Annotated in this window: 19 protein-coding genes, 1 tRNA gene, 1 pseudogene and 1 riboswitch; of the genes and pseudogenes, 8 read left to right on the forward strand and 13 right to left on the reverse strand. The window is 66.4% G+C overall.

Translation table 11 applies throughout. From position 1 onward, the window contains the following. Positions 1 to 43: 43 nt before the first annotated feature. Complete coding sequence (locus tag ISP25_RS20890; protein WP_404611429.1) at positions 44 to 889, reverse strand: hypothetical protein; 846 nt, start codon at positions 887 to 889, stop codon at positions 44 to 46. A 106-nt stretch (positions 890 to 995) separates the two neighbouring features. After that, entirely contained in the window at positions 996 to 2,246 is a 1,251-nt protein-coding gene (locus tag ISP25_RS20895) for a S8 family serine peptidase (RefSeq protein ID WP_404611431.1), read from the reverse strand. Positions 2,247 to 2,366: 120 nt separating this feature from the next. Here ISP25_RS20895 and ISP25_RS20900 point away from each other — a divergent pair, with 120 nt between their 5' ends. Next, entirely contained in the window at positions 2,367 to 2,858 is a 492-nt protein-coding gene (locus ISP25_RS20900; protein ID WP_404611433.1) for an RNA polymerase sigma factor, read from the forward strand. After that, entirely contained in the window at positions 2,855 to 3,598 is a 744-nt protein-coding gene (locus tag ISP25_RS20905) for an anti-sigma factor (RefSeq protein WP_404611435.1), read from the forward strand. Before ISP25_RS20900 ends, ISP25_RS20905 begins: the two co-directional genes overlap by 4 nt. Positions 3,599 to 3,624: 26 nt before the next feature. Here ISP25_RS20905 and ISP25_RS20910 read toward each other — a convergent pair whose 3' ends face one another. The 3 genes from ISP25_RS20910 to ISP25_RS20920 form a co-directional block, all read right to left on the reverse strand. Next, on the reverse strand, positions 3,625 to 3,843 hold the full coding sequence (locus ISP25_RS20910; RefSeq protein ID WP_404611437.1) for a hypothetical protein: 219 nt from the start codon (positions 3,841 to 3,843) through the stop codon (positions 3,625 to 3,627). Between the two features lie 67 nt (positions 3,844 to 3,910). Then, a complete protein-coding gene (locus ISP25_RS20915) occupies positions 3,911 to 4,681 on the reverse strand; it encodes a LytR/AlgR family response regulator transcription factor (RefSeq protein WP_192160212.1) in 771 nt (256 codons plus the stop codon). Continuing rightward, positions 4,678 to 5,940 (reverse strand): sensor histidine kinase, encoded by a 1,263-nt coding sequence (locus ISP25_RS20920; protein WP_343227599.1) that lies wholly within the window; start codon positions 5,938 to 5,940, stop codon positions 4,678 to 4,680. The genes ISP25_RS20915 and ISP25_RS20920 overlap by 4 nt, the downstream gene beginning before the upstream one ends. Before the next feature lie 215 nt (positions 5,941 to 6,155). Between ISP25_RS20920 and ISP25_RS20925 the strand changes: the two genes are divergently transcribed. Further along, positions 6,156 to 8,810 carry a M1 family metallopeptidase gene (locus ISP25_RS20925; protein WP_404611439.1) on the forward strand — a complete coding sequence of 885 codons (2,655 nt, stop codon included), beginning with the start codon at positions 6,156 to 6,158 and terminating at the stop codon, positions 8,808 to 8,810. Between the two features lie 247 nt (positions 8,811 to 9,057). Here the strand turns inward: ISP25_RS20925 and ISP25_RS20930 are convergent, their stop codons facing one another. The 4 genes and pseudogenes from ISP25_RS20930 to ISP25_RS20945 all read right to left on the reverse strand — a co-directional run. After that, a complete protein-coding gene (locus tag ISP25_RS20930; protein ID WP_404611441.1) occupies positions 9,058 to 9,528 on the reverse strand; it encodes a hypothetical protein in 471 nt (156 codons plus the stop codon). A gap of 225 nt (positions 9,529 to 9,753) precedes the next feature. Further along, entirely contained in the window at positions 9,754 to 10,917 is a 1,164-nt protein-coding gene (locus ISP25_RS20935) for a MalY/PatB family protein (protein WP_404611443.1), read from the reverse strand. 195 nt (positions 10,918 to 11,112) lie between these two features. Beyond that, positions 11,113 to 13,260, reverse strand: a complete 2,148-nt coding sequence (gene ovoA / locus ISP25_RS20940; RefSeq protein ID WP_404611445.1) for a 5-histidylcysteine sulfoxide synthase — start codon at positions 13,258 to 13,260, stop codon at positions 11,113 to 11,115. A 251-nt stretch (positions 13,261 to 13,511) separates the two neighbouring features. Beyond that, a pseudogene (locus ISP25_RS20945) lies at positions 13,512 to 13,810 on the reverse strand (hypothetical protein); the annotation flags it as partial. 193 nt (positions 13,811 to 14,003) lie between these two features. On the opposite strand from ISP25_RS20945, the gene ISP25_RS20950 reads away from it, so the two are divergent. After that, positions 14,004 to 16,634 (forward strand): M1 family metallopeptidase, encoded by a 2,631-nt coding sequence (locus ISP25_RS20950; RefSeq protein WP_404611447.1) that lies wholly within the window; start codon positions 14,004 to 14,006, stop codon positions 16,632 to 16,634. 192 nt (positions 16,635 to 16,826) lie between these two features. On the opposite strand, the gene gcvP is transcribed toward ISP25_RS20950, so the two are convergent. Next, positions 16,827 to 19,748, reverse strand: a complete 2,922-nt coding sequence (gene gcvP, locus ISP25_RS20955) for an aminomethyl-transferring glycine dehydrogenase (RefSeq protein WP_404611449.1) — start codon at positions 19,746 to 19,748, stop codon at positions 16,827 to 16,829. A gap of 35 nt (positions 19,749 to 19,783) precedes the next feature. Continuing rightward, positions 19,784 to 19,877, reverse strand: a riboswitch (glycine riboswitch). Positions 19,878 to 20,040: 163 nt separating this feature from the next. Between gcvP and ISP25_RS20960 the strand changes: the two genes are divergently transcribed. Then, positions 20,041 to 20,451 (forward strand): VOC family protein, encoded by a 411-nt coding sequence (locus ISP25_RS20960; RefSeq protein ID WP_192160225.1) that lies wholly within the window; start codon positions 20,041 to 20,043, stop codon positions 20,449 to 20,451. Here ISP25_RS20960 and ISP25_RS20965 read toward each other — a convergent pair. Next, positions 20,448 to 21,065, reverse strand: a complete 618-nt coding sequence (locus ISP25_RS20965) for an HAD family hydrolase (RefSeq protein ID WP_404611451.1) — start codon at positions 21,063 to 21,065, stop codon at positions 20,448 to 20,450. The two genes, ISP25_RS20960 and ISP25_RS20965, sit on opposite strands and share 4 nt — an antisense overlap. A 76-nt stretch (positions 21,066 to 21,141) precedes the next feature. Next, a tRNA-Leu gene (locus ISP25_RS20970) sits at positions 21,142 to 21,226 on the reverse strand. Between the two features lie 160 nt (positions 21,227 to 21,386). Between ISP25_RS20970 and rnr the strand changes: the two genes are divergently transcribed. Genes rnr through ISP25_RS20985 form a run of 3 tightly spaced genes read left to right on the forward strand, consistent with a single transcriptional unit; the run spans position 21,387 to position 24,933 of the window. Beyond that, positions 21,387 to 23,933, forward strand: coding sequence for a ribonuclease R (rnr, locus tag ISP25_RS20975; RefSeq protein ID WP_404612060.1), 2,547 nt, complete (start codon positions 21,387 to 21,389; stop codon positions 23,931 to 23,933). After that, the gene (rlmB, locus tag ISP25_RS20980; RefSeq protein WP_404611453.1) at positions 23,930 to 24,676 is read left to right on the forward strand and encodes a 23S rRNA (guanosine(2251)-2'-O)-methyltransferase RlmB; all 747 of its coding nucleotides are present in this window, start codon (positions 23,930 to 23,932) and stop codon (positions 24,674 to 24,676) included. The genes rnr and rlmB overlap by 4 nt, the downstream gene beginning before the upstream one ends. After that, positions 24,673 to 24,933: a CBU_0592 family membrane protein gene (locus ISP25_RS20985; protein ID WP_404611455.1), complete on the forward strand. Its 261-nt coding sequence runs from the start codon at positions 24,673 to 24,675 to the stop codon at positions 24,931 to 24,933. The genes rlmB and ISP25_RS20985 overlap by 4 nt, the downstream gene beginning before the upstream one ends. A 135-nt stretch (positions 24,934 to 25,068) precedes the next feature. Here the strand turns inward: ISP25_RS20985 and phoU are convergent, their stop codons facing one another. Beyond that, a complete protein-coding gene (gene phoU / locus ISP25_RS20990; protein WP_192160231.1) occupies positions 25,069 to 25,800 on the reverse strand; it encodes a phosphate signaling complex protein PhoU in 732 nt (243 codons plus the stop codon). Between the last annotated feature and the right edge of the window lie 28 nt (positions 25,801 to 25,828).

Below are 25,828 nucleotides of genomic sequence, written 5' to 3' on the forward strand. Positions count from 1 at the left end.
GCCCCGCAGGCGGGGCCTTCTTCGTTTTGTCAGCAGCGGAGGCTCAATGCCCCTGGGCGCCGGCCTGCGCGTTGCCGCTGGCCTGTGCCGAGGCGGAGATGCCGCCGCCGAGCGAACCGTTGGCGCTGGCCTGCCCACTGGCGCCAGTCGTGCCGTTCGCGCCGAAGCCGGAACGGGTGTTGGCGCGGGTATTGCCGCTGACGTTACCCGTGGCCGACGTACTGGCCGTCGTGTTGCCGACGGCGCCGGCAGTCTGCGTGCCCAGCGCGCGGACCGAGGACATGCCGTTGACAGCGGCCTGCCGGGCCGAGCCGATGCCCGACTGGGCGGCACCCTCGGCTTCCGTGCGCGCATTGCCGGCTGCAGTCCGCGCGCGATCCACGGTGCTCATGGCGTCCTGATTGGCCGTCGAAGCAGCCGAACGTGCCTGGTTCGCAGCCGCGCCTGCGTCCTTGCTCGCAGCGGAGCCATCGATGCTCCCGGAGGCGGATGCCCCCAACCCGGCCACGCCGTTCAATGTAGCCTGACCCGCACTCGCGCCAGTGGCGCCGGCGAGTTGGCCGGAGCCGTTGGCGGCCGCCTGGCCGCTCGACCGGTTGGCGGTCTGCGTCACGGCATGCGTGGCGGTCGACGCGGTGTGCTGATGCAGGTGCTCGGCACGCAGCTCAGCCGTGCTCGGATTGATGCCTGGCATGCCGAGGTTGCCTGCGCCTTGCGCGGAGCCGCCGAGCTGGCCGCTTCCCATCGCTCCGTGGAGTTGACCGGTGGCACTGCCGACGAGGCCGCCGCCCAGATGCTGGGCATAGGCGTTGGTCATCGAGGCCAGGGCAAGCGCGCCGGTGCACAGGGCGACGCCGAGGGTCTTCTTGCTGAAGGTCGTGTTGCGCATGGTGGAGCCTCCTGCCAGCGGCGAATCCGCGGCTTCCAGAGACCACTACGAGTGCCGGCGGAGCATCCTTCCATGTCGCGCGGCTGTGGTTGTTTCGTGTTCAGTTTCAGGGCAGGAGCAGGCCGTGGCCGCAACGCGAGCCGCTGTCATGGGTATCGGGAGCGCGGGCTTCGCCGATCAGGTTCAGCAATACCTGGGCCGCCGCGCCGGGCCGAGGAGCATTCAGCGCGTGGGCGGCCTTGCGCGCCACGATGGGTGCCGCGAACGACGTACCGCGCAGCATGCCGCGGCCGCTGCCGACCACGCCCGGCGCGCAGAAGGCTACCTGCTTGCCGCTGGCGGACTCGGGCAGCACGCGACCGTCCGCATCGACGGCGCCGACGCCGATCACGGCGGGGTAGGCCGCCGGAAACAAGGGCGGTGCGGCGGGGCCGTCGTTGCCGGCCGCAGCGACCAGCACGTGGCCGCGCGCGATCATCGCCTGCACCGCGCGCGCGAGCACCGGGTTGTCGGGGCCGACCAGGCTGATATTGATCACCGCCACTTGTTCGCGATCCATCCATGCAAGGGCATCCACCAACCCGGCGGTGGCGCCGCCGACCTCGTCACCGCACCACAGGTCAGCGGCATGCAAGGTGTCCGTGTCGCCGGCGACCAGACGAACGGCGACGGCCGTGCCGTGTCGCGAGGCGGTCGGCGTGCTGCAGCCATGCGTTTCGACGCGCGCGTGTGCCAGCGCGGGATCGGCGGGGTCGATCCCGCCGTCGATCATCCCGATGTCGCGTACCGGCGTGGCAGGCATGGGCGAGGACGAGCTCGTGGCAGGGGCCGTGTCGCTGCCGCCCGCCGGGAGGTAGAGATGCTGGTACGCCAACGTCGCATCCGGCGCAGCCCGTTGCAGGATGCGCATGGCTTTTCGCGTACTGCGGTCACGGCTGTCGTGCAGCACGACAAGGTCCAGCCCGAGCGTCGCATCCGTGGTCGTCTGGCGATCCACGGTGAAGCCCTGCGCCTGCACGGCATCGAGTTGGGGGCCTGACATGCCCATGGCCAGAAACTCGCCGCGCAGGATAGGCGCGCCTTGGGGATCCACGGTGACGCGCTGCGGCTCCCGGCGCAGCAGCGCCTCGACCTGCGTCTTCAGGCCAAGGGTCTGCGACCGCCGCAGCAGGTCATCGGCATTTTGCAGGTCCACGCCGGGCACGGTGCCGGGCAGGGGCGTGGCCGGAAGCGGCAGGTTAGGCAGTCTCTGCTGCACCGGGCCCAGCAGTTGCGCATGCACGGGGGGGCTGCCGCCCAGCGCGAGCACGAGGGCCAGCACCGGAATGGACAACGCGGAAGCACGAGGCAAGTGCATCGCCGGACACCTCGGGAGCGACGGGGCCGGATGCTAGCATGCGTTTTCTTTACGCCCTCGAACCGCCCGGTGCGCGCGAGGGAAGGAATCCGTCCCTCCAGGCGTAGTGGAAGGTGATGCGTGCATTCGAGCGATGCCGTGCGCGAAGGGCTGATTGAACTGCTGCCGCGCCTGCGACGCCTGGCGCGGGCGCTGGCAGGGCAGGCGGCCGATGCCGACGACCTGGTGCAGGTGGTGCTGGAGCGCGCGCTCGCGCGATCCGTGCAATGGCGGCCGGATGCTGCGCTGGACAGGTGGGTGTTCGCGATCGCGCGCAATGCCTGGCGGGACGAGTTGCGTGCGCGTGGCAGAGAGCAGCATCTGTTCGCGCCGGAGGAGGCCGGCGACACGGTAGCCGATGGCAGCGAGGCGCGGCACGCGCAGCAGATGGAACTGGCGCAGGCACTGGCGACGCTGCCGCCGGACCATCGCGAAGTGGTGGCGCTGGTGCTGGTCGAGGGCTTGTCCTACGACGAGGCTGCCGTGTTGCTGGAGGTGCCGGTGGGAACCGTCACCAGCCGCCTGGCTCGCGCCCGTGCCACCTTGCAGGCCCATCTCGGGAACGACGCATGACACCGATAGACGACGAGATCTTGCAGGCTTACGTGGACGGCGCGCTCGATGCGGCGGATACCGCGCGCGTCGATGCGGCGCTGGCGCAGGACGATGCGCTGGCCTGCCGCGTGCGACAGTTGCGTGCCCTGGATGCGCAACTGCGGGCTGCGTTCGATCCGGTGCTGGACGAGCCGATACCCGGGCGCCTGTCTGCCCTGCTGCAGCCAACGGCTGCACGGGCCACGCCGTTCACCGTGCTGGAGGGTGGGCGCGATGCGGGTGCCGTTCGTCGTCGTGCGACCCGCCGTTGGTTGGTGCCGGGCGCCGCGCTGGCGACATCGGTGGCTCTGCTCGCCGCAGGCCTGTGGTGGCAGGCAGACAGCGGTTGGGTGCGCACGCAAGACGGACGGCAGTTTGCGGCAGGCGCGCTGACCCGCGCGCTCGACAACCAACTGGCGAGCGAGCCGGATGCACACGCCTCGGTCGCGATCGGCCTCAGCTTCCGCAGCAAGGACGGACAGGTCTGCCGTAGCTTCACCGTCCGCACGCCACCGGTGCGTGCCGGACTGGCCTGCCACACAACAGCGGGTTGGGAATTGCCCGTGCTGGGGCCGGCGGTTCCGTCCGAAGGCGGTGAACTGCGGCAGGCCGCGAGCGATCTGCCGCCCGCCGTGCAGGCTGCGATCGATGCCCGCCTGAGCGGCGAGGTCTTCGACGCGCAGCAGGAACGGGCGGCGCGCGCAGAGGGGTGGCGCTGAAGCACCGGGCATCGCGGCGAGAGCGCCTAACGCTCCTTCGCGAAATTCGCCGTACGCATGCAGAGATCGAAGGCGACGTTGCGCAGGCCGATGCCGGTGCTGTCTACGGCGTAGGCCGGAGCCACGGCTGCACGTACCCTGCAGTCGCGCACGGCATGCCAGTGCAGCGCGTCGTGATCGATGGGGGGCGTGGCGCAGGCGGCAAGGCAAAGGCAGGCCAAGCCGGCAATCGTCAGCTTCTGCATGATGAATTTTCCGAAGTGGCTGGGGTTTGGACGCGCGGCACGTGTGTGACGAGCCGTGCGCGATGGATCACATGTTGCGGAACAGCACCATGAAGGGCTGGCTCACGGTGAGGGTCTCGGGGCGTTGCTTGAGGCGCACGGTGCCTTTGCCGCTGTCGTCGCGGACGATGGAGGCGATGGCTTTCAGGTTGACGATGGTGGAACGGTGGATCTGTTTGAACACGGCTGGGTCGAGTTGCTCCAGCAGTTCGCGGATCGGCTTGCGCAGCAACGCCTCGCCGTCGGCGGTCATCGCCACGGTGTACTTGTGGTCGGCACGGAAGTAGGCGACATCGTCCACCATGATCAGCCGCGTCTCGCGGCCGGTGCCGGCGGTGATCCAGGTGAGCGGCGGCGCAGCACCGGCTTGCGCGGCGCCTTGCGCCAGCTCACGCAGCAGCAGGACGAGGTCGCCGCGCGCGGCCTGGCCGGCGGTGGCGCGACGCTTCAGCCGTTCTATGGTGGCGGCCAGGCGTTCGACCGTGATGGGCTTGAGCAGGTAATCGATCGCGCCACGCTCGAAGGCATCGATGGCGTACTGGTCGTAGGCGGTGGTGAACACCACCTGCGTGGCGGGGCTGGCTTCGGCGGCTGCGGCAGCCACTTCGAGGCCGCTGAGACCGGGCATGCGGATGTCGAGGAAAGCCACGTCCGGCTGCTGCGCGGCGATGGCGTCCAGTGCGTCAGCGCCGTTCTCGCACTCGGCAATCACATCGAGCTCCGGCCACGCCTCGCCGAGCAGGCGGCTCAATGCTTCGCGCAGCAGCGGTTCGTCCTCGGCGATCACGGCGCGGGTCATGGCCGTGATTCCGTCGGGCTCGCTGCGGCCTGTTGCGCCGGCACGGTGAGCGTGGCGGCGACGCCCTCGGGTACGTTGGCCACCACCGCCAGCGAGGCGCGCGGGCCATACACGAGCTGCAGCCGCTCGCGCACGTTTTTCAGGCCGATGCCGGTGCCGCCGCTCGCTGCGCCGAAGCCCTGGCCGTCGTCGGCCACGGTGATCGCCACGCTGCCGTCGTCGCGGCGCGCGAGGATCCATACGCTGCCGCCACCGGGCTTGGGCTCCAGGCCATGCTTGATCGCGTTCTCCACCAGCGTCTGCAGCATCATCGGCGGCAGGGTGATGCCGCGCAGCGCGTCGGGCACTTCGATCTTCATTTCCAGCCGCGCCCCCATACGGATCTTCAGGATTTCGAGATAGGCGCGGGCGCGTTCCAGCTCTTCGCCCAGCGTGGAAAGCGTTTCCTCCGCGCTGGGCAGCGAGTGGCGCAGGTACTGGATGAGATGGCCGAGCATGCGGTCGGCCTGCGCCGGTTCGGTGCGCGTGAGGTATTGCGCGCTGGTCAGCGTGTTGTAGAGGAAATGCGGTTCCACCTGCGCGTGCAGCAGGCTGAGCCTGGCCTGCGCCAGTTCCTTGTCCGTGGCGGTCTGCGCGGCGGCCTGCTGTTCGCGGCGGCGGCGTTCGGCCACCCGGCGGGCGAGGGCGCGGGAGATCGCTTCGGCATTGACCAGGTTGGCGCCGTCGTCCACGCGGAACCAGTCGGTCCACGCGCCGCTTTCCGGTTCGCACACCAGGGTGACGCTGCCGATGCCGTTGCCCGGCGTCACCGTGGCGAAGATCTGGTTGCGTCGGCTGCCCAGCCAGCTGAAGGGATTGAGCCAGCCGACGATGGCGCGGCCATACGGATTGGGACGACGCACCTTGGCGCGCACCTGCAGGCTGTCGCGGGCGCTTTCGATTTCCTCGGTGTAGGGCAGTTCGCGGATCGTCGCATCCAGCATGTCGAATGCCTCGCCGGCCTCGAACGGCAATTCGATCTGGCGGCGCTGGCGGTTGCCCAGCGTGTCCAGGTTCGCGTGGCCGGCGATCAATCGCACGCGGCGCAGGTGGGAGAATGCGCCGGTCACCACCAGCACCAGCACCACGACGATAATGATCTGCGGCAACGGTTCCGTGCCGCGAAGCGGGCCAGTGTTGACCATCAGGATCACGACGAAGAACAGGGCCAGCAACCAGGCCACGACTAGGCGCGCTATGAAGAAAAGACCCTTGATCACGACGGTGTCCCCAGTGATTGATCGGGAACGAGCATAGCGGCCGATTTCGCGGGTTTTCCCACGCATCCGACCAAGTCGGGTTCGGCGGGTGCGGAACGCGCGAAAGGCGGCGCGAAGCATGGACGGCAGGCATGACTTCCGGCCGTTCCTGGCTGTCGCCGCCAGCGCCACCATGGGCGGCAATTCATTCCCGATGCCCTCCAAGGAGAGGTTCCATGCGCAAGTCCCTGGTTTCCGCGATCGCTATGGCGCTCGCCGTGTCCGCCGGCAGCACGTTGGCGATGCCGGCGCAGCCGGCAGCTGCCGTGTCGTCACAGACTCCCACGCAGTTGCCGCGCAATGTGCGCCCCACGCACTACGCGGTGGCCATCACCCCGCATGCGGAGAAGATGAACTTCGACGGCCAGGTGACCGTGGATGTGCAGGTGCTCAAGTCCAGCACCAGCATCACCCTCAATGCCGAGGGCATGACGTTCTCGTCGGTGACACTGGAGCCGGCGTCGGGCAAGGGCACCGCCGTGACGGCCAAGGTCGCGGTGGACGAAAAGACGCAGACCGCCACCTTCAGCTTCGACAAGCCGGTTGCGCCGGGTAGCTACAAGCTGGCGATGAACTACGTCGGCACCATCGGCACCCAGGCCAACGGCCTGTTCGCCATCGACTACCCCACGGCGTCGGGCAACAAGCGCGCGCTGTTCACGCAGTTCGAGAACTCCGACGCGCGCCGCTTCATCCCGTCGTGGGACGAGCCGAACTACAAGGCCACGTTCGACCTCAGCGTCACCGTGCCGGGCAACGAGATGGCGGTGAGCAACATGCCGGTGGCCTCCAAGGCCGACGCCGGCAACGGCCTGCAGAAGGTGACCTTCCAGACCTCGCCGAAGATGTCCACCTACCTGCTGTTCTTCGGGCTGGGCGAATTCGACCGCGTCACCACCACCTCGGACGGCACCGAGATCGGCGTGGTGATGCAGAAGGGCAAGGGCGCGCAGGCGGCCTTCACGCTGGATTCGGCCAAGGCCGTGCTGCACGACTACAACGACTACTTCGGCATCAAGTACCCGCTGCCCAAGCTGGACAACATCGCAGCGCCAGGCAGCAGCCAGTTCTTCTCGGCGATGGAGAACTGGGGCGCGATCTTCACCTTCGAGTACGCCATGCTGCTCGACCCGTCGTTCTCCACGCAGGGCGACAAGATGGAGGTGTTCAACACCGCCGCGCACGAAATGGCGCACCAGTGGTTCGGCGACCTGGTGACCATGAACTGGTGGGACAACCTGTGGCTCAACGAAGGCTTCGCCTCGTGGATGGCCGAGCGCGAAACCGAGAAGGTGCATCCCGAGTGGAACACCGTGCTCGATACCGTGGGCACACGCGAAGGCGCGATGTCGGTCGACGCGGTGGCCACCACGCATCCCATCGTGCAGAAGATCGACACCGTGGAGCAGGCCAGCCAGGCCTTCGACACCATCACCTATTCCAAGGGCGAGGCGGTGATCCGCATGCTCGAGGCCTATGTGGGCCCGGAGAACTGGCGCCAGGGCGTGCACAATTACCTCAAGGCCCACTCCTACGGCAACACGGTGTCCGACGACCTGTGGCATGCGGTGGACGGCGCGGCTCCCGGCAAGCACATCACCCAGGTGGCGCACGACTTCACCCTGCAGCCGGGCGTGCCGCTGATGAAAGTGGACTCGGCCATGTGCAGCAATGGCGAGACCACCATCAAGCTCACCCAGGGCGAATTCACCAAGGATCGCCCGAACAAGCAGCCGTTGCGCTGGCACGTGCCGGTCATCGCGCAGGTGGTGGGCAACCCCGCCGCCAGCACGCTGGTGGACGGTTCCGCCACGCTGAAGCTGAAGGGCTGCGGTCCGGTGCTGGTGAACGCGGGGCAGAGCGGTTACTACCGCACGCTCTACGCGCCGGCACAGCTCGCCGCGCTGAAGCAGGACTTCACCAAGCTCGCGCCAATCGACCAGCTCGGCCTGATGAGCGACACCTGGGCGGAAAGCATGGCCGGCCTCGAGCCGGTGTCGGACTTCCTCGACATGGCCAAGGCCACGCCGGCCAATGCCGATCCGGAAATCTGGGCGGAAGTAGCCGGCAGCCTCGTGGGGCTGGACCAGTACTACCGCGGCGACCAAGCACGTCAGGATCGCTTCCGCGCCTATGCCGTGGCGCAGCTCAAGCCGGTGTTCGCGCGCGTGGGCTGGGACGCCAAGCCGGACGAGAGCACCTCGACCACGCTGCTGCGCACGCAGCTGATCGGCGCGCTGGCCGCGCTGGGCGACCAGGAAATGCTGAAGGAAGTGCGTCGCCGCTTCGACGCACAGGCCACGGATCCGAAGGCGGTGCCGGCAGCCTTGCGCAAGACCATCTTCGCCATCGTGGCGCAGCATGCCGACGCGGCCACCTGGGACAAGCTGCATGCCCAAGCCAAGGCCGAGAAGTCGCCGATGATCAAGGATCGCCTGTACGGCCTGCTCTCCGTCGCCGAGGACAAGGCGCTGGCGCAGCGTGCGCTCGACCTCGCACTCACCGATGAACCGGGTGCCACCAACAGCGCCGGCATGATCGGCGGTGTGGCCTGGCGGCACCCGGAAATGGCCTACGACTTCGCCATGGCGCATCGCGCGCAGGTGGACAAGCTGGTCGATTCCACCTCCAGCAGCCGCTACTACCCGATGCTGGGCGGCAGCTCGTTCGACCCGTCGATGATCGAGAAGATCAAGGCCTACGAGACCACCATCGATCCGTCCGCGCGTCGCCCGGCGGACAGCGTGATCGCCAACATCCAGTACCGCATGATGATCCGCAAGGATCGCCTGCCGGCGGTGGATGCGTGGCTGGCGAAGAACGGGGGGTGAGCGTTCTCACAAGTGACACGACAAGGCCCCGCATGCGGGGCCTTGTTTTTGGTTGCTGGGGCGATGCGATTCGGTGTTGCTCGAGCGAGCTTTTGGTAATTGCCGACTAACCAGCCTGGTTACCTTCATTTCGCTAGTATCGACCAGTCATCGAATACAGGAACCGCACGTCCGTTTTCGGCCAGAAGCGGACAGTCAACGCCTGAGTTAAGCGGCGCGCGGTACGCGCGTCCGATTGGACGACTTGTTAGGCATACGCGCTACGAACCGACTCTATTTTCGCTGCCACCTCTTTAGGCGAAAGCTCAAGCCCCGACACTAGGACCCTTATGGGGTGCCGAGAAAGTGCGATATTTGCGCGCATATACCTGCCTAGATATTTCTTTGGATCTACGACCTTTATAGCCAAAATGGCTCCGCGCCGACCCCCATAAGAAATCTTAGTATCTTCAATTTCTGGCCATGGTATTTCAATTTCACGAAGCCACCCACCTTTGATACCGAGTCCTTTGGCCGTGATCACTAGCGCAACTTTGGGCCTTTCAATGAAAGACATAAGCCTGCTGAAAAGCATTGCGCCGGCGCACAACAGGGCTACTACTACAGACGCACCTAAGTCGACTGAGATAGAGAATGAGACAAAAATAAGAACCATTGCTGGAACAGCAATCGCCCAAAATTGTTCACTCTTTGCACGGTGCACTATCAGCTCTTCCATCGCACTGACCTAATCCCTTTTTGCCTAACTATCGAGTATACGGACACGCCCGTCCGTTTATACATCCCCGGTGGCGCAACGGGATTCTTGCGCAACTCATTAGTTCTTGCAGCGGCTTATCTTTGCCACGCCCGGCAAACAACTGAACGCAAAGCCGGACAGAGGCGCCCGGCCCTAGAACGGCAGCTTTGGGTCGAAAGCCGCCAATGGCTTTGGCGAGCAGCATCATGTCGTTGCCGCCTCGATGGCGTTCAGCGCCGCCTCGACATTACACCGCGGCGTGCCGATGTTCATGCGCACGAAGCCGCCGCCGCCGGGGCCGAAGTCGGTGCCGGGGTTCAGGCCGAGCTTGCAGCGTTGGATGAAGAAGTCGCGCAGCACATCGTCGTCCATGCCCAGCCCGCGGCAATCCAGCCACAGCAGGTAGCCGGCTTCGGGCGAATGCAAGCGGATTGAAGGGACGCGCGTGCGCAGGCGGTCGGCGACGAGGTCGCGTGTGTCGCCCAGGTAGGGCTTGAGCGCATCAAGCCACGCATCGCCTTCGCGCCACGCGGCTTCCGCCGCGGCGATGGCGAAGGGGCTGGCGTCGCCCAGATGCATGGCGGCAACCGTCTTGCGCAATGCGGTGCGCAGGTCATCGCGCCTGGCTACCAGCATAGATAGCGCCAGCCCCGAGAGGTTGAACGTCTTGCCGGGCGAGAGCAGGGCAATGACGCGGTCGTCCACCTGCGCCAGACTGCCCAGCGGGCAATAGCCGGCACCGGGCAACGCGAGGTCGCCGTGCACCTCGTCGGCAATCACGGTGATGCCGTGGCGGCGTGCGATGCGCAGTACTTCGCCGAGCTCGTCCGGCGACCAGGCACGGCCGCCCGGGTTGTGCGGGTTGCACAGCAGCAGGGCGCGCGCGCCGTCGCGGGCCTGCTGTTCGAGTTGCGCGAGGTCCATCGCGTAGCGGCCGCCGGTTTCGCGCAGCGGGTTGTGCAGTAATCGTCGGCCGGCATCCTCCACGGCACGGAAGAAACCGGGGTAGACCGGCGGTTGCACAATCACCGCATCGCCCGCGTTGGTGCATGCCTGCATGGCGGCGGACAACGCGGCCAGCACGCCGGAAGCCGGCACCAGCCAGTCGCGCTCGACGTGCCAGCGATGGCGGCGCATGCACCAGCCGACCAGTGCCTGCTGCAGGCTTTCGGGGTATTGCGTGTAACCGTAGATCGGGTGTCGGGCGCGTTCCTGCAATGCCTCGACCACGCACGGCGGTGCGGCGAAATCCATGTCGGCCACCCACAACGGGCTGACCTCGTCGCTGCCGAATTTCTGCCGGCGTCCGTCGAACTTCAGCGCATGGCTGCCGCGGCGGTCGATGGGCTGGTCGAAGTCGAAAGTCATGGGCGGCCTGCTGGTGCGTGGCTCGTCACCCCGGCGAAAGCCGAGGTCCAGTGCCTTTGCCTCATGCGGGAAAGGCACTGGATGACTCGCTGCGCTCGCCCCTTTGGGGCCGCCCTACGGGCCTTCTGCGCGCTGCGCGCTTGTCCTGCTTGCGCAGGAATGGCGGTGAGGTAGTCCCTGTGCCAGGGAGGCACGTCACGCGCGCCGCCGCCACAGGGTCACCTCGGACAAGGTGTGCTGGAACTTGCGCCGCGTCTCGCGTATCACGAAGGGTACTTCGCGTGGCTCGCCCAGCCGCTCGAAGTGCTGGCCGAGGATCGCGTCCAGCCCGTCCAGCGTGGTGAAGCTTTCGCCGTCCCTCTTGAAGCCGCCCACCCATTCCGCGCGCGGCGTGTGCTCGGCCAGCCACGTGTAGGGCGAGGCGATCATCAAGATGCCGCCAGGGTTCAGCCGTTCGTGGATGGCTTCGAGGAATTGCGCCGGGTTGTACAGGCGGTCGATCAGGTTGGCGGCGAGCACGAAGTCGTAGCCGCTGAATTGCGGCTTGAGGTTGCAGGCGTCGCCCTGGAAGAACTCCACCTTGGCCGCGGTGTCCGCCAGGCCCAGTTCGGCGAGGTTGCGCGACTTGTATTCGACCAGCTCGCCTTCGTCCTGCAGCAGGTAGCGCAGGCTGTCGCCGCCTGCCAGCGCTACGCCCTGGCCGATGAAGCGCGCGGAGAAATCCACGCCGGTCACGTGGCCGAAGTGGCGCGCTAGCTCGAAGCTGGCGCGGCCCGAGGCGCAGCCGAGATCGAGTGCCTTGCGCTTCGGCGAGCCGTCGAGCATACCCATCGCCAGGTCGACCAGTGCCTTGGAGAAATTCGGCACGCCGAAGTAGCTGTCGCCGTAATGGAACTCGGCGTATTCGCTGAGCAGTTTGTCGGTTTCGTAGTGCGAGGCGGGGGCGGGTTTCATGTTTTTGGACACCACGTAACGGAAGCCTGCGTGCTGGAAGAAATGGCGGCGGAAGGCGTAGCGCGAAGCGGCCTCGGCCTCGTTGCCGGTGGCGATCCACGAGCCGCCCTTCATCAGGTTGTGACGTCCGTCGAAGGTGGGGGTGGTGAAGTCGTCGTAGATCGGGTGCACCGCGAAACCTTCGAACGGATAGATCGGCGTTTCCGTCCATTGCCAGGCATTCCCGGCCACGTCGAAGAACTCGCCCTGCGCGAAGCGGTTCACCGCGCAGGACGAGGCCCAGTGTGCGAGGTTGAGGTTCGCGCCCGGCGTTTCCCCATGCGGTGCGCCGCGACGGCTTTCGGCGTACAGGCGGTACCACTCGTCTTCGGTGGGCAGGCGCACCGGCTGGCCGCTATGTGCGGATTTCCAGCGGCAGAACGCCCTGGCTTCGTGGTAGTTCGTTTCCACCGGCCAGTCCCATGGCATGGCCACTTCCTCGGTCATCAGGCGCAGCTTCCAGCCGTCCGCCGAGCTGCGCCAGAACGTGGGATGGTTGGCCTTGGCGAATTCGCGCCAGCCGTTGCCTTCCTCGTCCCACCAGCCGGCCTGGGCATAGCCGCCGTCTTCCACGAAGGCGCGGAATTCACCGTTGCTCACGAGGAAGCGGCTGGCCTCGAAGGCCGCCACCTCGGCTTCGTGCCGACCGTATTCGTTGTCCCAGCCGTAGGTCGCGCTATCGATGGAACGGCCCAGCACGACACTGCCTGCCGGTACTTTCACCAGCGTGTTTTCCGGCGCTGCGCCGCTCTCCGTGCATGGCCGCCATGCGGGATGCGGCTTCACGTAGGCGAGCTTGTGCTGGCGGACCAGCACCGACGAGGTTTCCAGGTGGATGCGTTCGTGCTCGATGCCCATCACGATGGTCCACCATGGATGGTCCCAGCCGATGGGCATGGTCAGCGGCGCTTCGTCGATCAGGCGCAGCACCAGCGCGCGCACCTTGTCGCGGTAGGCCTTCACCTCGGGCACGCCGGGCCAGTCGTAGTGGGTGTCGTCGAGGTCGTCCCAGCTCATCTCGTCCACGCCCACCGCGAACACGGACTCGAGGTGCGGGTCGATGCGCTGCTCGATCATGCGTGCAAGCAGCAGCTTGTTGACGAAGAAGGTGGCGGTGTGGCCGTAGTAGAAGATCAGCGGGTGGCGCAGGGTGATCGAAGGTTCGTACCAGGCTGCGTCGACGGCGAGCGTCTCGAACAGCGACTCGTAGCGGTCGAAGGTGCTGGTGAAGTAGTCGCGCAGCACCTGGCGCATGCGCACGGGATTGGCTTCATGCAGGTTCGGCGTGCGCGGCAGCGGCGCGGTCGCGGCGGAGCGCTGGCTGGGTTCGGCGAGCGTGGAAGCGTTCATGGCGATGACCTCTCGATCCCGGGGAATGGATGGGCGTCAGGCACAGCGGAGTTCGCATTCTGGCACGTGGCAACCGGTGTGATCCGGTCTTGCACCAGGCGGACCCATCCCGGCTACATGCGGGGAGCCGTCGGCGATTCAATGCCGCACCAATAAAAAGCCGCGCACGGGGCGGGGCCGGATACCGTAGGAGCGCATCCTGTGCGCGATCGGGTTCTTCGCGAAGAGCGTTTCGCGCACAGGGTGCGCTCCTACGCGTTGTCGCCAGGCGCTTGCGCCTCGACTTCTTTCTTGTAGGCATCCACCGGGATGCAGGCGCACATGATGTTCTTGTCGCCGTAGACGTTGGCGACGCGGGTCACCGGCGACCAGCACTTCTGCAGTCTCAGCGAGGGCAGCGGGAAGGCGGCCAGCTCGCGCGGGTAGGTGTGGTCCACTCGCTGGCGCTCACCGCGAACGCGGTGAGCGGGGCGTAGCGCAGCGGGTTATCGTCGCGGTCCAGCTTGCCTTCCTCCACCGCGCGGACCTCGTCGCAGATCCGGATCGGTGCAATGCCACCTGGGTGGCATCGCGCAGGCCTGCTGTGCTCATCAGCGTGATGTACATCCACACGATCGGAGGGATCGATGCGCTGCCGAAGAGCGTCTGCCTTGTGCTACTTTCCGGCCAGCATGATGCGGAGGCGAGGCGTCCTTGGCATGGGACGCCGAGCGAACAGCAAGAGTCCATGACAGGGGAAAGCCATGCGGATGCTGTTTGGAATGGTGACGCTGATGGCGGCGATGCTGCTGAGCGCAAGTCATGCCCTTGCAGCGGATACCCAGCCGTTGGCGGTGACGACGCAGCTGCCCACGGATGTGCGTCCGACCCATTACGATCTCGCCATTACGCCTCACGCGCGAGCCATGCGTTTCGACGGCAAAGCGGTGATCGCGCTCGATGTACTGCGTCCCACCGCACACATCACGCTCAATGCGCTGGACCTGGATCTGACCCGAGCGGTGCTGAGCGGCGGCCCTGATCGCGCACACTTCGATCCACCGCGCATCATGCAGGACAAAAAAGCGCAGACGGCTACGTTTGCCTTTCCCGCCAGCCTGCCGGTGGGCCATTACCAGCTGAGCATCGACTATGCCGGCGTCGTCAACACGCAGGCGTTCGGCTTGTTCGCGGTGAATTACCAGGGCAAGCAGGGCCCGCAGCGCGTGTTGTACACCCAGTTCGAGAATGCTGATGCGCGGCGTTTCTTTCCATGCTGGGACGAGCCGGCCTACAAGGCCACGATTGCATTGACCGCGATCGTGCCGAAGGGCGAAATGGCAGTCAGCAATATGCCAGTTGCTGCGCAGGACGATGTCGGCAGCGATCTGCAGCGGGTGCGTTTTGCCGTCACACCGCCGATGTCTACGTATCTGCTGTTCTTCGCCCTGGGCGATTTCGAGCGCATCAGCACCCGGGTGGACGGCACGGATATCGGCCTGGTGGCCCCGCGCAGCGCGGTGGCGCAGGGCCAATTCGCGCTCGCATCCGCACGTGCCATCCTGCCCGAATACAACGCCTATTTCGGTGTGCGCTATCCCTTGCCGAAGCTGGATATCGTGCTTGCGCCAGGCAGCAGTAGCAGTACTGCGGCGATGGAAAACTGGGGCGCAATCCTCTCGTTCGAAGACTACATGCTGCTCGATCCGGCCATTTCCAGCGAGATGAACAAGAGCACGGTATTCAACACGCTGGCGCACGAGATGGCGCATATGTGGTTCGGCGACCTGGTCACCATGCGCTGGTGGGACAATTTGTGGCTGAACGAAGGCTTCGCCAACTGGATGGCCCTGCGCGCCACCAGCAAGCTGCATCCGGAGTGGGAGCAGGACGTCTACAACGTGTGGTTCAGCGAAGGTGTCATGGGCATCGATGCGCAAAAGACCACGCATCCGATCATTGAACCGGTCACTTCGCCCGAGCAAGGCCAGCAGGCCTTCGATTCGATCACCTATGCCAAGGGCGAGGCGCTGATCGGGATGCTGGAGCGCTACATCGGCGAAGATGCCTGGCGCCGCGGCCTGCAGCGGTATATCGCGCGGCATGCCTACGGCAATACCGTATCCGAAGACCTGTGGCAGGCCATGGCGGGCGAGACGACCGAGCCGGTCGCCGCTATCGCGCATGATTTCACTACCCAGCCGGGTGTGCCGCTGCTGCGTGTGGCCGATGCGACATGCCAGGACGGCCAGACCACGGTGCAGTTGAGCCAGGGCGAGTTCTCGGTGGACCAGCCGGACAAAGCACCGTTGCACTGGCGGGTGCCGGTGATCGCCCAGGTGATCGGGCAGCCGCGGGTTCGGCAACTGGTGGTGGGCGGTGCGACGCTGAAACTGCCGGGCTGTGGCGCATTGCTGGTGAACGCGGGACAGAGCGGTTACTACCATTCCCTGTACTCGCCGCCACTGCTGGCGGCGATCAATGCGAATTTCCAGAAGCTTTCGCGCACGGATCAGATGGGCGAGTTCGACAACGCCTGGGCTTTGTCGATGGCCGGCATACAACCGGTATCCGAGCCGTTCGAGCTGGTGAAGGCGGCGTCGCCTGCCAGCAACCCCATGTTCTGGTGGGATGTCGCCCGGCACCTGTCCGAATTCGATGCGAATTTTCGTACCGATCCGGCCGCGCGTGAGCGCTATCGCCGGTTTGCCACGGCACGGCTGGAGGCGGTGTTTGAGCACGTGGGCTGGCTGCCCAAGCCGGGCGAGCGGGCGTCGTACAAGGTGCTGCGTACGCAGCTGATCGCCGCCCTGGCTACCTTGGGCGATGCGCGGATCACCGCCGAAGCACGGCAGCGCTTTCTCAACCTGCCGAAAGCATCCTCCGGCGATTTGCGCCAGAACGTGCTCTACGTGGTTGCGCGCCAGGCCGATGCGGATACGTGGAATCGGCTTCTGGCCATGGCCAGAAATGAGGGAGCACTGCTGGTACGGCAGAAGCTCTATGAGATGCTCGCCCTGCCCGAAGACGAGGGACTGGCGACACGCGCGCTTAATCTGGCACTGACCCCGGAGATCGGCACCAACGGCAGCGCGATGTTCACCAGCGTGAGCTTTCTGCATCCGGAGCTGGCTTTCGATTTTGCGGTGGCGCATCGCGTGCAGGTGGATGCGATGGTCGGACCCAATGACCGTGCAGAGTTTTACCCTGATCTGGCCTGGGGATCGAACGATCCGAAGATCATCGACCGCATCCAGGCGTTCGCCGCGGCGCACATCGCGCCCGATGCGCGCAGCAGTGCCGATACAGTGATAAACATCATTCGCCACGGTGCCGAAGTACGGAAACGGCAGACGCCGCAGATCGATGCCTGGTTGAAGCAGAACGGATGGTGAGGCTGACGCAGCGAACGGCTGCGACGGTCTTCAAGTTTGCATCATCGTGTGTTCCCCGCGCCTGAGCCGTCGTTCCCGCTTTCGCGGGAACGACGGCCTATACCGACGCCGCGCAACAAGAATGCAGTTCCCCAAAAGCAAAACCCCGCCGGGAGCGGGGTCTTGCTTTACTTTGCGCCGCGATGTGCAGACTTACGCCTCGATCTCTTCCTTGTACGCATCCACCGGGATGCAGGCGCACATGATGTTCTTGTCGCCGTAGACGTTGTCGACGCGGGCCACCGGCGACCAGTACTTCTGCAATTTCAGCGAAGGCAGCGGGAAGGCGGCCAGCTCGCGCGGATAGGCGTGCGTCCACTCGCTGGCGCTCACCGCGAACGCGGTGTGCGGGGCGTGGCGCAGCGGGTTGTCGTCGCGGTCCAGCTTGCCTTCCTCCACGGCGCGGATCTCGTCGCGGATCTGGATCATCGCGTCGATGAAGCGGTCCAGCTCGTGCTGCGATTCGCTCTCGGTCGGCTCCACCATCAGCGTGCCGGCCACCGGGAAACTCAGCGTGGGCGCGTGGAAGCCGAAATCGATCAGGCGCTTCGCCACGTCTTCCGCGCTGATGCCGGTGGCGTCCTTGATCGGGCGCAGGTCGAGGATGCACTCGTGCGCCACCAGGCCGTTGCGGCCGGTGTACAGGGTGGGGTAGTGCGCGGCGAGGCGCTTGGCGATGTAGTTGGCGTTGAGCAGCGCCACCTGGGTGGCCTTGCGCAGGCCCGCCGTGCCCATCAGCGTGATGTACATCCACGAGATCGGCAGGATCGAGGCGCTGCCGAAGGTGGCGGCGCTGACCGCCGGGCCGTTGCCGGTGCCCTGCGTGCGCGCGCCGTCGTTGCCCAGCGCGCCCGGCAGGAACGGTGCGAGGTGCGAGCGCACCGCACACGGGCCCACGCCCGGGCCGCCGCCGCCGTGCGGGATGCAGAAGGTCTTGTGCAGGTTGAGATGGCTGACGTCCGAGCCCCACTTGCCGGGCTTGGCCACGCCCACCAGCGCGTTCATGTTGGCGCCGTCGGTGTACACCTGGCCGCCGTGCTGGTGGACGATGTCGCAGATCGCCACCACGTCTTCCTCGAACACGCCGTGGGTGGACGGGTAGGTGAGCATGATCGCTGCGAGGTTGGCCGAATGCTTCTCGGCCTGCACGCGGATGTCTTCCAGGTCGACGTTGCCGTTGGCGTCGCACTTGGTCACCACCACGCGCATGCCGCACATCTGCGCGGAGGCCGGGTTGGTGCCGTGAGCGGATTCGGGGATCAGGCAGATGTCGCGATGGCCTTCGCCGCGCGACTGGTGGTACGCGCGGATCGCCAGCAGTCCTGCGTATTCGCCTTGAGCGCCCGAGTTCGGCTGCAGGCTCACCGCGTCGTAGCCGGTGATCTCCACCAGCTGCGCTTCCAGCCCGGCGATCAGTTCTTCGTAGCCCTGCGTCTGCGCGGCGGGCGCGAACGGATGGATGTTGCCGAATTCCGGCCACGTCACCGGGATCATCTCGGCGGTGGCGTTGAGCTTCATCGTGCACGAGCCCAACGGGATCATCGTGCGGTCCATGGCCAGGTCCTTGTCGGCCAGCGCACGCAGATAGCGCAGCAGTTCGTGCTCGCTGTGGTGGGTGTTGAACACCGGGTGCGTGAGGAAGGCCGAGGTGCGCCGCAGCGCCTGCGGGATCAGCGAAGGCGCACTGGTGTCCAGCGCGTCGATGCTGGGCAGCGTGGCGTCGTCGCCGCCGAAGATGCGCCACAGCAGCTCGATGTCGGTGCGGGTGGTGGTCTCGTCCAGCGAGATGCACAGGTACTCGCCCCAGGCCTTGCGCAGGTTGGCGCCCAGCGCCACCGCGCGCGCTGCGATGGCGTCGGTGCGCTCGCCGGTCTTCAGGCTGATCGTGTCGAACGCGGTCTCGTGGTGGCTGGCGGTGAAGCCGAGCTGCTGCAGGCCGGCCCTGAGGATGGCGGCGAGGCGCGCCACGCGCGTGGCGATGCGGGTGAGTCCTTCCGGGCCGTGGTAGACGGCGTACATCGAGGCCATCACGGCGAGCAGCACCTGCGCGGTGCAGATGTTGCTGGTGGCCTTCTCGCGACGGATGTGCTGCTCGCGCGTCTGCAGGGTGAGGCGGTAGGCCTTGTTGCCTTCGGCGTCGATGGAGACGCCGATCAGGCGACCCGGCATCGAACGCTTGTATGCATCGCGGCAGGCCATGAAGGCGGCGTGCGGGCCGCCGAAGCCGAACGGCACGCCGAAGCGCTGCGAGTTGCCGATCACGATGTCCGCGCCCATCTCGCCCGGCGGCTTGAGCAGGGTCAGTGCCAGCAGATCGCTTGCGAAGATGGCCAGTGCGCCCTTGGCATGGACCTTCGCTACATCTTCGCTCCAGTCCATCAACCAGCCGCTGCTGGCCGGGTATTGGATCAGCGCGGCGAAATAGTCGTCCGCGGCGATCGCGGCGTCCCATTCCTCGGCGGAGTTGACCAGTTTGACCGTCAAGCCCAGCGGCTCCGCGCGCGTCTGCATCACCGAGATGGTCTGCGGATGTGCATCGCCGGACACCACGATCACGTTGCCCTTGGCCTTGGCCGAGCGCTTGGCCAGCGTCATCGCCTCGGCCGCCGCGGTGGCTTCGTCCAGCAGCGAGGCGTTGGCGATCTCCATGCCGGTGAGGTCGGCGCACATGGTCTGGAAGTTGATCAGCGCTTCCATGCGGCCCTGCGAGATCTCCGCCTGGTACGGCGTATAGGCCGTGTACCACGCCGGGTTCTCCAGGATGTTGCGCAGGATGACGTTGGGCGTGTGCGTGCCGTAATAGCCCTGGCCGATGAAGCTCCTGAACACCTTGTTCTTGTCCGCGATGGCACGGATCTTCGCCAGCGCCTCCACCTCGCTCATCGCGACGGGCAACGCCAGAGGCGCGGCGGACTTGATCTTCGCGGGCACGATCGCGTCGGTCATAGCCTCCAGCGAGTCATGGCCGACGGTGCGCAGCATGTGCGCGATCTCGGCGTCGTTGGGGCCGATGTGGCGCGCGATGAAGGCGTCGTGGTTTTCCAGCTCGCGCAGGGAGGGAGTGTTCTGGCTCATGAAGGGCGTCCGAAGTCTGCGTGCATGCCGCACGCGGGCGCCCCTCTGTCCTTTTGCCTGAGAGTTTGGAGGCGTGAACCTCGTGCCCCTTCGGCGGCGGATCGAACCGCTCTCTCCAGAGTGCTGTTGCGCAGGATGGTATGGGGCCTGAGCGATTACGGGCGTTGCGCCTTCGGCAGCGGTGCGCTCTCGTGGAGCGGCCGCTTCTCCCACCATGCGTTTCGCCGGCAATTATACAGGGGAGGGCCAAGCGTAGCGCTATGCTCCGGGTTCCCCATTTCCCGGAGCCGCCATGATCCGCATTGGCGAAATCGACCATGTCGTGCTGCGCGCCATCGACGTCGAGGCGATGCGGCATTTCTATTGCGATGTCCTGGGTTGCCGCGAAGAGCGCCGGCAGGACGAGATCGGCCTGCTGCAGCTGCGCGCCGGTGCGTCGTTGATCGACCTGGTCGGGGTGGAGGGCAAGCTGGGTCGCCATGGCGGCGCGGCGCCGGGCAGGGAGGGCCACAACATGGATCACCTTTGCCTGCGCGTTGAGAAGTACGACGAAGCGGCGATCCTCGCGCATCTCGAGGCACATGGCGTGCGTATCGGCGAGCTGGGTATGCGCTACGGCGCGCGTGGCGAAGGGCCTTCGATCTATTGCTACGACCCGCAGGGGAACATGATCGAGCTCAAGGGGCCGGCATCGGATATCTAGCCGGCCGTGGCACCCAGTGCCGCAGCCAGGTCGCCGCAATCGACGAAATGCCAGTCGGCCAGATCAGGCCATGGGTTCAGCGGCAAGTTCACCAGCACGGCCTGTGCGCCGGCAGCGCGGGCACAAGCCAGGTCGTAGGCATAGTCGCCAACCATGGTCAGCAGGGCAGGATCGATTGCCCAATGTTCGGCCAGGCGGTGCAGCCCGGCGGGGTCGGGCTTCGGTGGTGCGTCTTCGCGGCCCAGCACGTCGGCCGGGTCGAAGCAGTCGGCCAGGCCAATCGCCTCCAGCGAAAGCAGGGCCAGTTCGCGCAGGTTGCGGGTGAGGATGCCGAGCCGGCAGCCGCGCGCCGCGAGCGAGCGGACCAGTGCGATCGCGCCCATGGCAGGGCGCGAAGCCACCGCAAGCCCGCGCTCGTGCTCAAGCAGCCACACGCGCTTCGCATCGGCTTCGTGCGCAGGCAGTGCGGCGATGTGAGCAAGGATGTCTTCGTGGTCGCGAACGCCCAGAGCCTGGCGGATCGCGGCGAAGTCGTGCACGGCGACGGTCAGCGTGCCATCGAGATCGAAAACCCAATGACGCCGGGAGGCAAGGACATGCGGCGAGGACGTCATCGGCAGCTCACCCATTGCGGCGCGTGCGAATCGCAAAAACGACGAAGCCCGCATCGCTGCGGGCTTCGTCTACAATTGGTGCCCAGGAGAGGACTCGAACCTCCACGGTTTTACCCGCTAGTACCTGAAACTAGTGCGTCTACCAATTCCGCCACCTGGGCAGGTGTCGCGCGTGCCTTTCGGGCTGCGTGAGCCGCGTAGATTAGGCATCTGCCCAGCTCCTGTCAACACTTTGTTGACGCTTTCCATTTTTCGGTTGTGCCGCTCGTGGCGCAGCCATCCATACAAGGTAATTTCGTGACCAAGAAGAACAACAAGAACATGCAAGACAAGCGCGCGAGCGCGAAACCGCCGGCCGGCAAGCGCAAGGGCGCCACGCGCGACCCGCAGGCCGAGCGCGAGGCGCAGCGCTACGAGCGCCCCATCCCCAGCCGCGAGGCCATCCTCGCCCTGCTGGAGGAGCGCGGCGAACTGCTCACCGAGGCGCGCATCGCCGAGGTGCTGGCGCTGCACGAATCCGACGACCTGTTCGCGCTGCACAAGCGCCTCGGCGCGATGGTGCGCGATGGCCAGTTGCTGCTGGGGCGCCGCGGCGGCTATGCGCCGGCGAAGAAGCTCGACCTGATTCCCGGCGTGGTGCTGGCCAATGCCGAGGGTTACGGCTTTCTGCGCCCCGACGAGGGTGGCGATGATCTTTACCTCTCGCCGCAGCAGATGCGCGGCGTGCTGCATGGCGATCGCGTGCTGGCCAGCGTGGTCGGCGTGGATCGGCGCGGACGTCGCCAGGGCGCGATTGCCGAAGTGCTGCAGCGGCGCTCGCCGCGGCTGGTGGGCCGCGTGGTGGTGGAGAACGGCGTGACCCTGGTGGCGCCGGACGACCGCCGCCTGCACCAGGACGTGATGATCCCGCCCGGCGAGACGCAGGGCGCGCGCGCCGGCCAGATCGTGGTGGCCGAAATCACCGATCCGCCCACGCCGCATCGCGGCCCGTTGGGCGTGATTCGCACCGTGCTGGGCGAACGCCTGCAACCTTCGCTGCTGATCGAGATGGCCATCGCCAGCCACGACCTGCCGCATGAGTGGCCGGCCGAGGTATTGCGCGATGCAGCCGAGGTGGAGCCCGAGGTCACCGCCGCCGAGCGCGAAGGCCGTGTCGACCTGCGCAAGCTGCCGCTGGTGACCATCGACGGTGCGGATGCGCGCGACTTCGACGATGCCGTATACGCCGAACCCAAGCGTGGCGGCGGCTGGCGGCTGGTCGTCGCCATCGCCGACGTGTCGCACTACGTGCCGGTGGGTACTGCGCTGGATCGCGAGGCGTACGAGCGCAGCACCTCCACCTATTTCCCCGGCTTCGTGGTGCCCATGCTGCCGGAGACGCTGTCCAACGGCATCTGCTCGCTCAATCCCAAGGTGGAGCGGCTGTGCATGGTCTGCGACATGGTCGTCGACGCCGACGGCGAAGTAGCGAAGTCGAAGTTCTATCCGGCGGTGATGCGTTCGCACGCGCGGCTCACCTACGACCAGGTGTGGCAGGCCGTGGGTCTGCGCGAGCCCGGCGCCCTCGACGCGGTGTCCGACGTGCTGCCGCAGCTGGAAAACCTGCATGTGCTGTACAAGGCGATGGCCGCCCAACGCAAGCAGCGCGGCGCCATCGACTTCGAGACTCCGGAAGTGAAGTTCCGCCTCGACCAGCGCGGCGAGGTGGAGTCGGCCGGCGCCACCGAGCGCAACGACGCGCACAAGCTGATCGAGGAATGCATGATCGCCGCCAATGTGCAGGCGGCGCTTTTCCTGGAAAAGAAGAAGATTCCCGCACTGTTCCGTGCCCACGAGCCGCCGCCGGCGGAGAAGTACGAAGACCTGCAGCAGTTCCTGCGCGAGTTCAAGCTGCGCATGCCGCCCGTGGAAGAGGTGACGCCGGCCGATTTCGCCGATGTGCTGCGCCTGGTGGCCGAGCGCCCCGAGCGCGAGCTGATCCAGAGCGTGCTGCTGCGCGCGCAGAGCATGGCGGCCTACCAGCCCGACAACCGCGGCCACTTCGGCCTGGCGCTTTCGGCCTACGCGCATTTCACCTCGCCGATCCGCCGTTACCCGGACCTGCTGGTGCATCGTGCGATCCGCTACGCGCTCACCGGCGGCAAACCGGCCAGCTACGAATACACGCCCGCGCAGATGGCCACGATGGCGGTGCATTGCTCGCAGCGCGAGCGCCGTGCCGAGGAAGCCGAGCGCGACGTGGACGAACGCTACAAATGCGCATGGATGGCCAAGCACGTGGGCGAGGAGTTCGCGGGCGTGGTCACCGGCGTTACCTCGTTCGGCCTGTTCGTGGAACTGGACGAATCCAAGGTGTCCGGCCTCGTCCACATCAGTCAGCTCAGCAACGACTATTACCACTTCGACCCGCAGCGCCACATGCTGAAGGGCGAACGCAGCGGCGCGCAGTACCGGCTGGGTGATCACGTGCGGGTGCAGGTGCTGCGCGCCAGCCTGGAAGACCGCAAGATCGACTTCCGGCTGGCCGCACCGCGCGCTTCCGTCACGCCGCCCACGCGCGTGGCTCGGGCCTACGATTATGCTGCGTCGGGCGAGCGCTATTCGCTGCCCGGCAGCAAGGCGCCGGGCATGGTCGGCAAGGCGGCGAAGGCGATTGGCCGCATGTTCGGCCGGCGCGAGCAACCGGTGTCCCCCACCGTGCCGCCGCCGCGCGATAATCCGCCGCCCGCTGCCGCGCGTTCGCGCAAGCCGGCAGGGCAGGTTGCCGCGGCGAAGGCCGACGGCAAGCCGCACAAGAGCACACAGAAAGCGCCGCGTGCCACGAAGAAATCGGCCGCGCGGCCACCGAAACCGAAAGGCAGGAAATGAACGAACACTGGATCGTCGGCATCAACCCGGTCGATGGCGCACTGAACAACGATGCCGCGCGCGTGTGCGAGCTGCTGGTCGAAAACGGCCAGCGCAACCCGCGCGTGCACGAACTGGCCGAACGCGCCAAGGCACTGAAGATCCCGGTGCATCATCGCCCGCGCGAGCAGCTCGACAAGCTTGCCGGCGAAGCGCGCCATCAGGGCGTGGCGGCGTTGTACGAAGCGCCCGCGATGGCGACGGAAGGCGACCTGCCGGAATTGCTGGAGCAGGCGGGTGGCTCGGCGCTGGTGCTGGTGCTGGACGGCGTCACCGATCCGCATAATCTCGGCGCCTGTCTGCGCAGTGCGGCGGCGGCCAATGTCACCGCCGTGATCGTGCCGAAGGATCGCGCCGTGGGCCTCACGCCGGTGGTGCGTCGCGCCTCGGCGGGCGGCGCGGATCGCGTGCCGTTGATCGCGGTGACCAACCTCGCGCGCACGCTGCGCGTCCTCAAGGATGCCGGCGTGTGGATCACTGGACTGGCTGGCGATACTGACCAGTCGATCTACGGCATCGACCTCAAGGGGCCGGTGGCGCTGGTGATGGGCAGCGAAGGCGAAGGCCTGCGCCGGCTCACGCGCGAGACCTGCGATTTCACGGCGAAGATCCCGATGCCGGGCGCGATGGAAAGCCTCAACGTTTCCGTGGCTACCGGTGTCGTATTGTTCGAAGCCCTGCGGCAACGGAGCGCATCGCGATGACCTTCCACTGGTACGACTGGACCGGCTACCTCGGCGTGCTGCTGGTGCTGCTGGCGTACTTCCTGCTGCAGGCCCGCAAGCTGCATGGCAACAAGCTGGGCTACCAGCTCATGAATATCTTCGGTGCGTTCGGCGTGCTGCTGTCGCTGACGTTCGGCAGCTTCAACTGGTCGGCGTTCCTGCTCGAGGTGGCATGGATCGCCATTGGCATCTACGGCATTGCGCGTGGGGTGAAGCTGAGGCGCCTCGAGCGCTGAAATGCGTCGCACGCATTGCTTGTCATGCCGACGCAGGCCGGCATCCAGCAGCGATCAGCTTGTACGAGCCGCACAATCCCTGGATGCCGGCCCGCACCGGCATGACGATTCCGGTAGTCGGCTGTGGAACCTGCCTCAGTCCCCGCGATCGCCCAGCTTCGGCATTTCCGGGTTCGCCGTGAGGTCGCGCTTGTTGCGCTGGGCGGTGAGCGGCTCGCCGGTGACCTGGTACCACACGTTCTCGGCGATATTGGTGGCGTGGTCGCCGATGCGCTCGATGTTCTTGGCCATGAACAGCAGATGCGTGCACGGCGTGATGTTGCGCGGATCTTCCATCATGTACGTGAGCAACTGGCGGAAGTAGCCGGTATAGGCGTCGTCCAGCTCCACGTCGTCCTTCCACACCTGATAGGCACGCTCGGCGTCGCGGTCGCGGTGGGCGCGCAGCACTTCGCGCACTTCGGCGGCAGCCAGTTCAGCGAGGTGGGCCAGGCCGCTGGTGGGGTTGATCGGGGCGGCCATCGACAGCGGGATGGAGCGCTTGGCCACGTTCGCGGCGTAGTCGCCGATGCGCTCGATGTCGGCGGCGATGCGCAGCGCGGCGAACACGTTGCGCAGGTCGCCCGCCATCGGTGCGCGCAGCGCCAGCAGGCGCACCACGTCGTGGCTGATTTCCTGTTCGAGCTGGTCGATGGCGTCGTCGTTGCCCACCACGTGCTGGGCGGCGCGTTCGTCGCGGCGTTCCACCACGTCGATCGCTGCTTCCAGCTGGCTCACCGCCAGCTCGCCCATGCGCACCAGCTCGCCGGTGAGGCGCGCCAGCTCGTCGTCGTAGCTCTTGATGATGTGTTCTTTGCCAGTGCTCATGGTGTACCTCGTGGTTGTTCCCTTCTCC

This window comes from Rhodanobacter hydrolyticus (assembly GCF_044904645.1).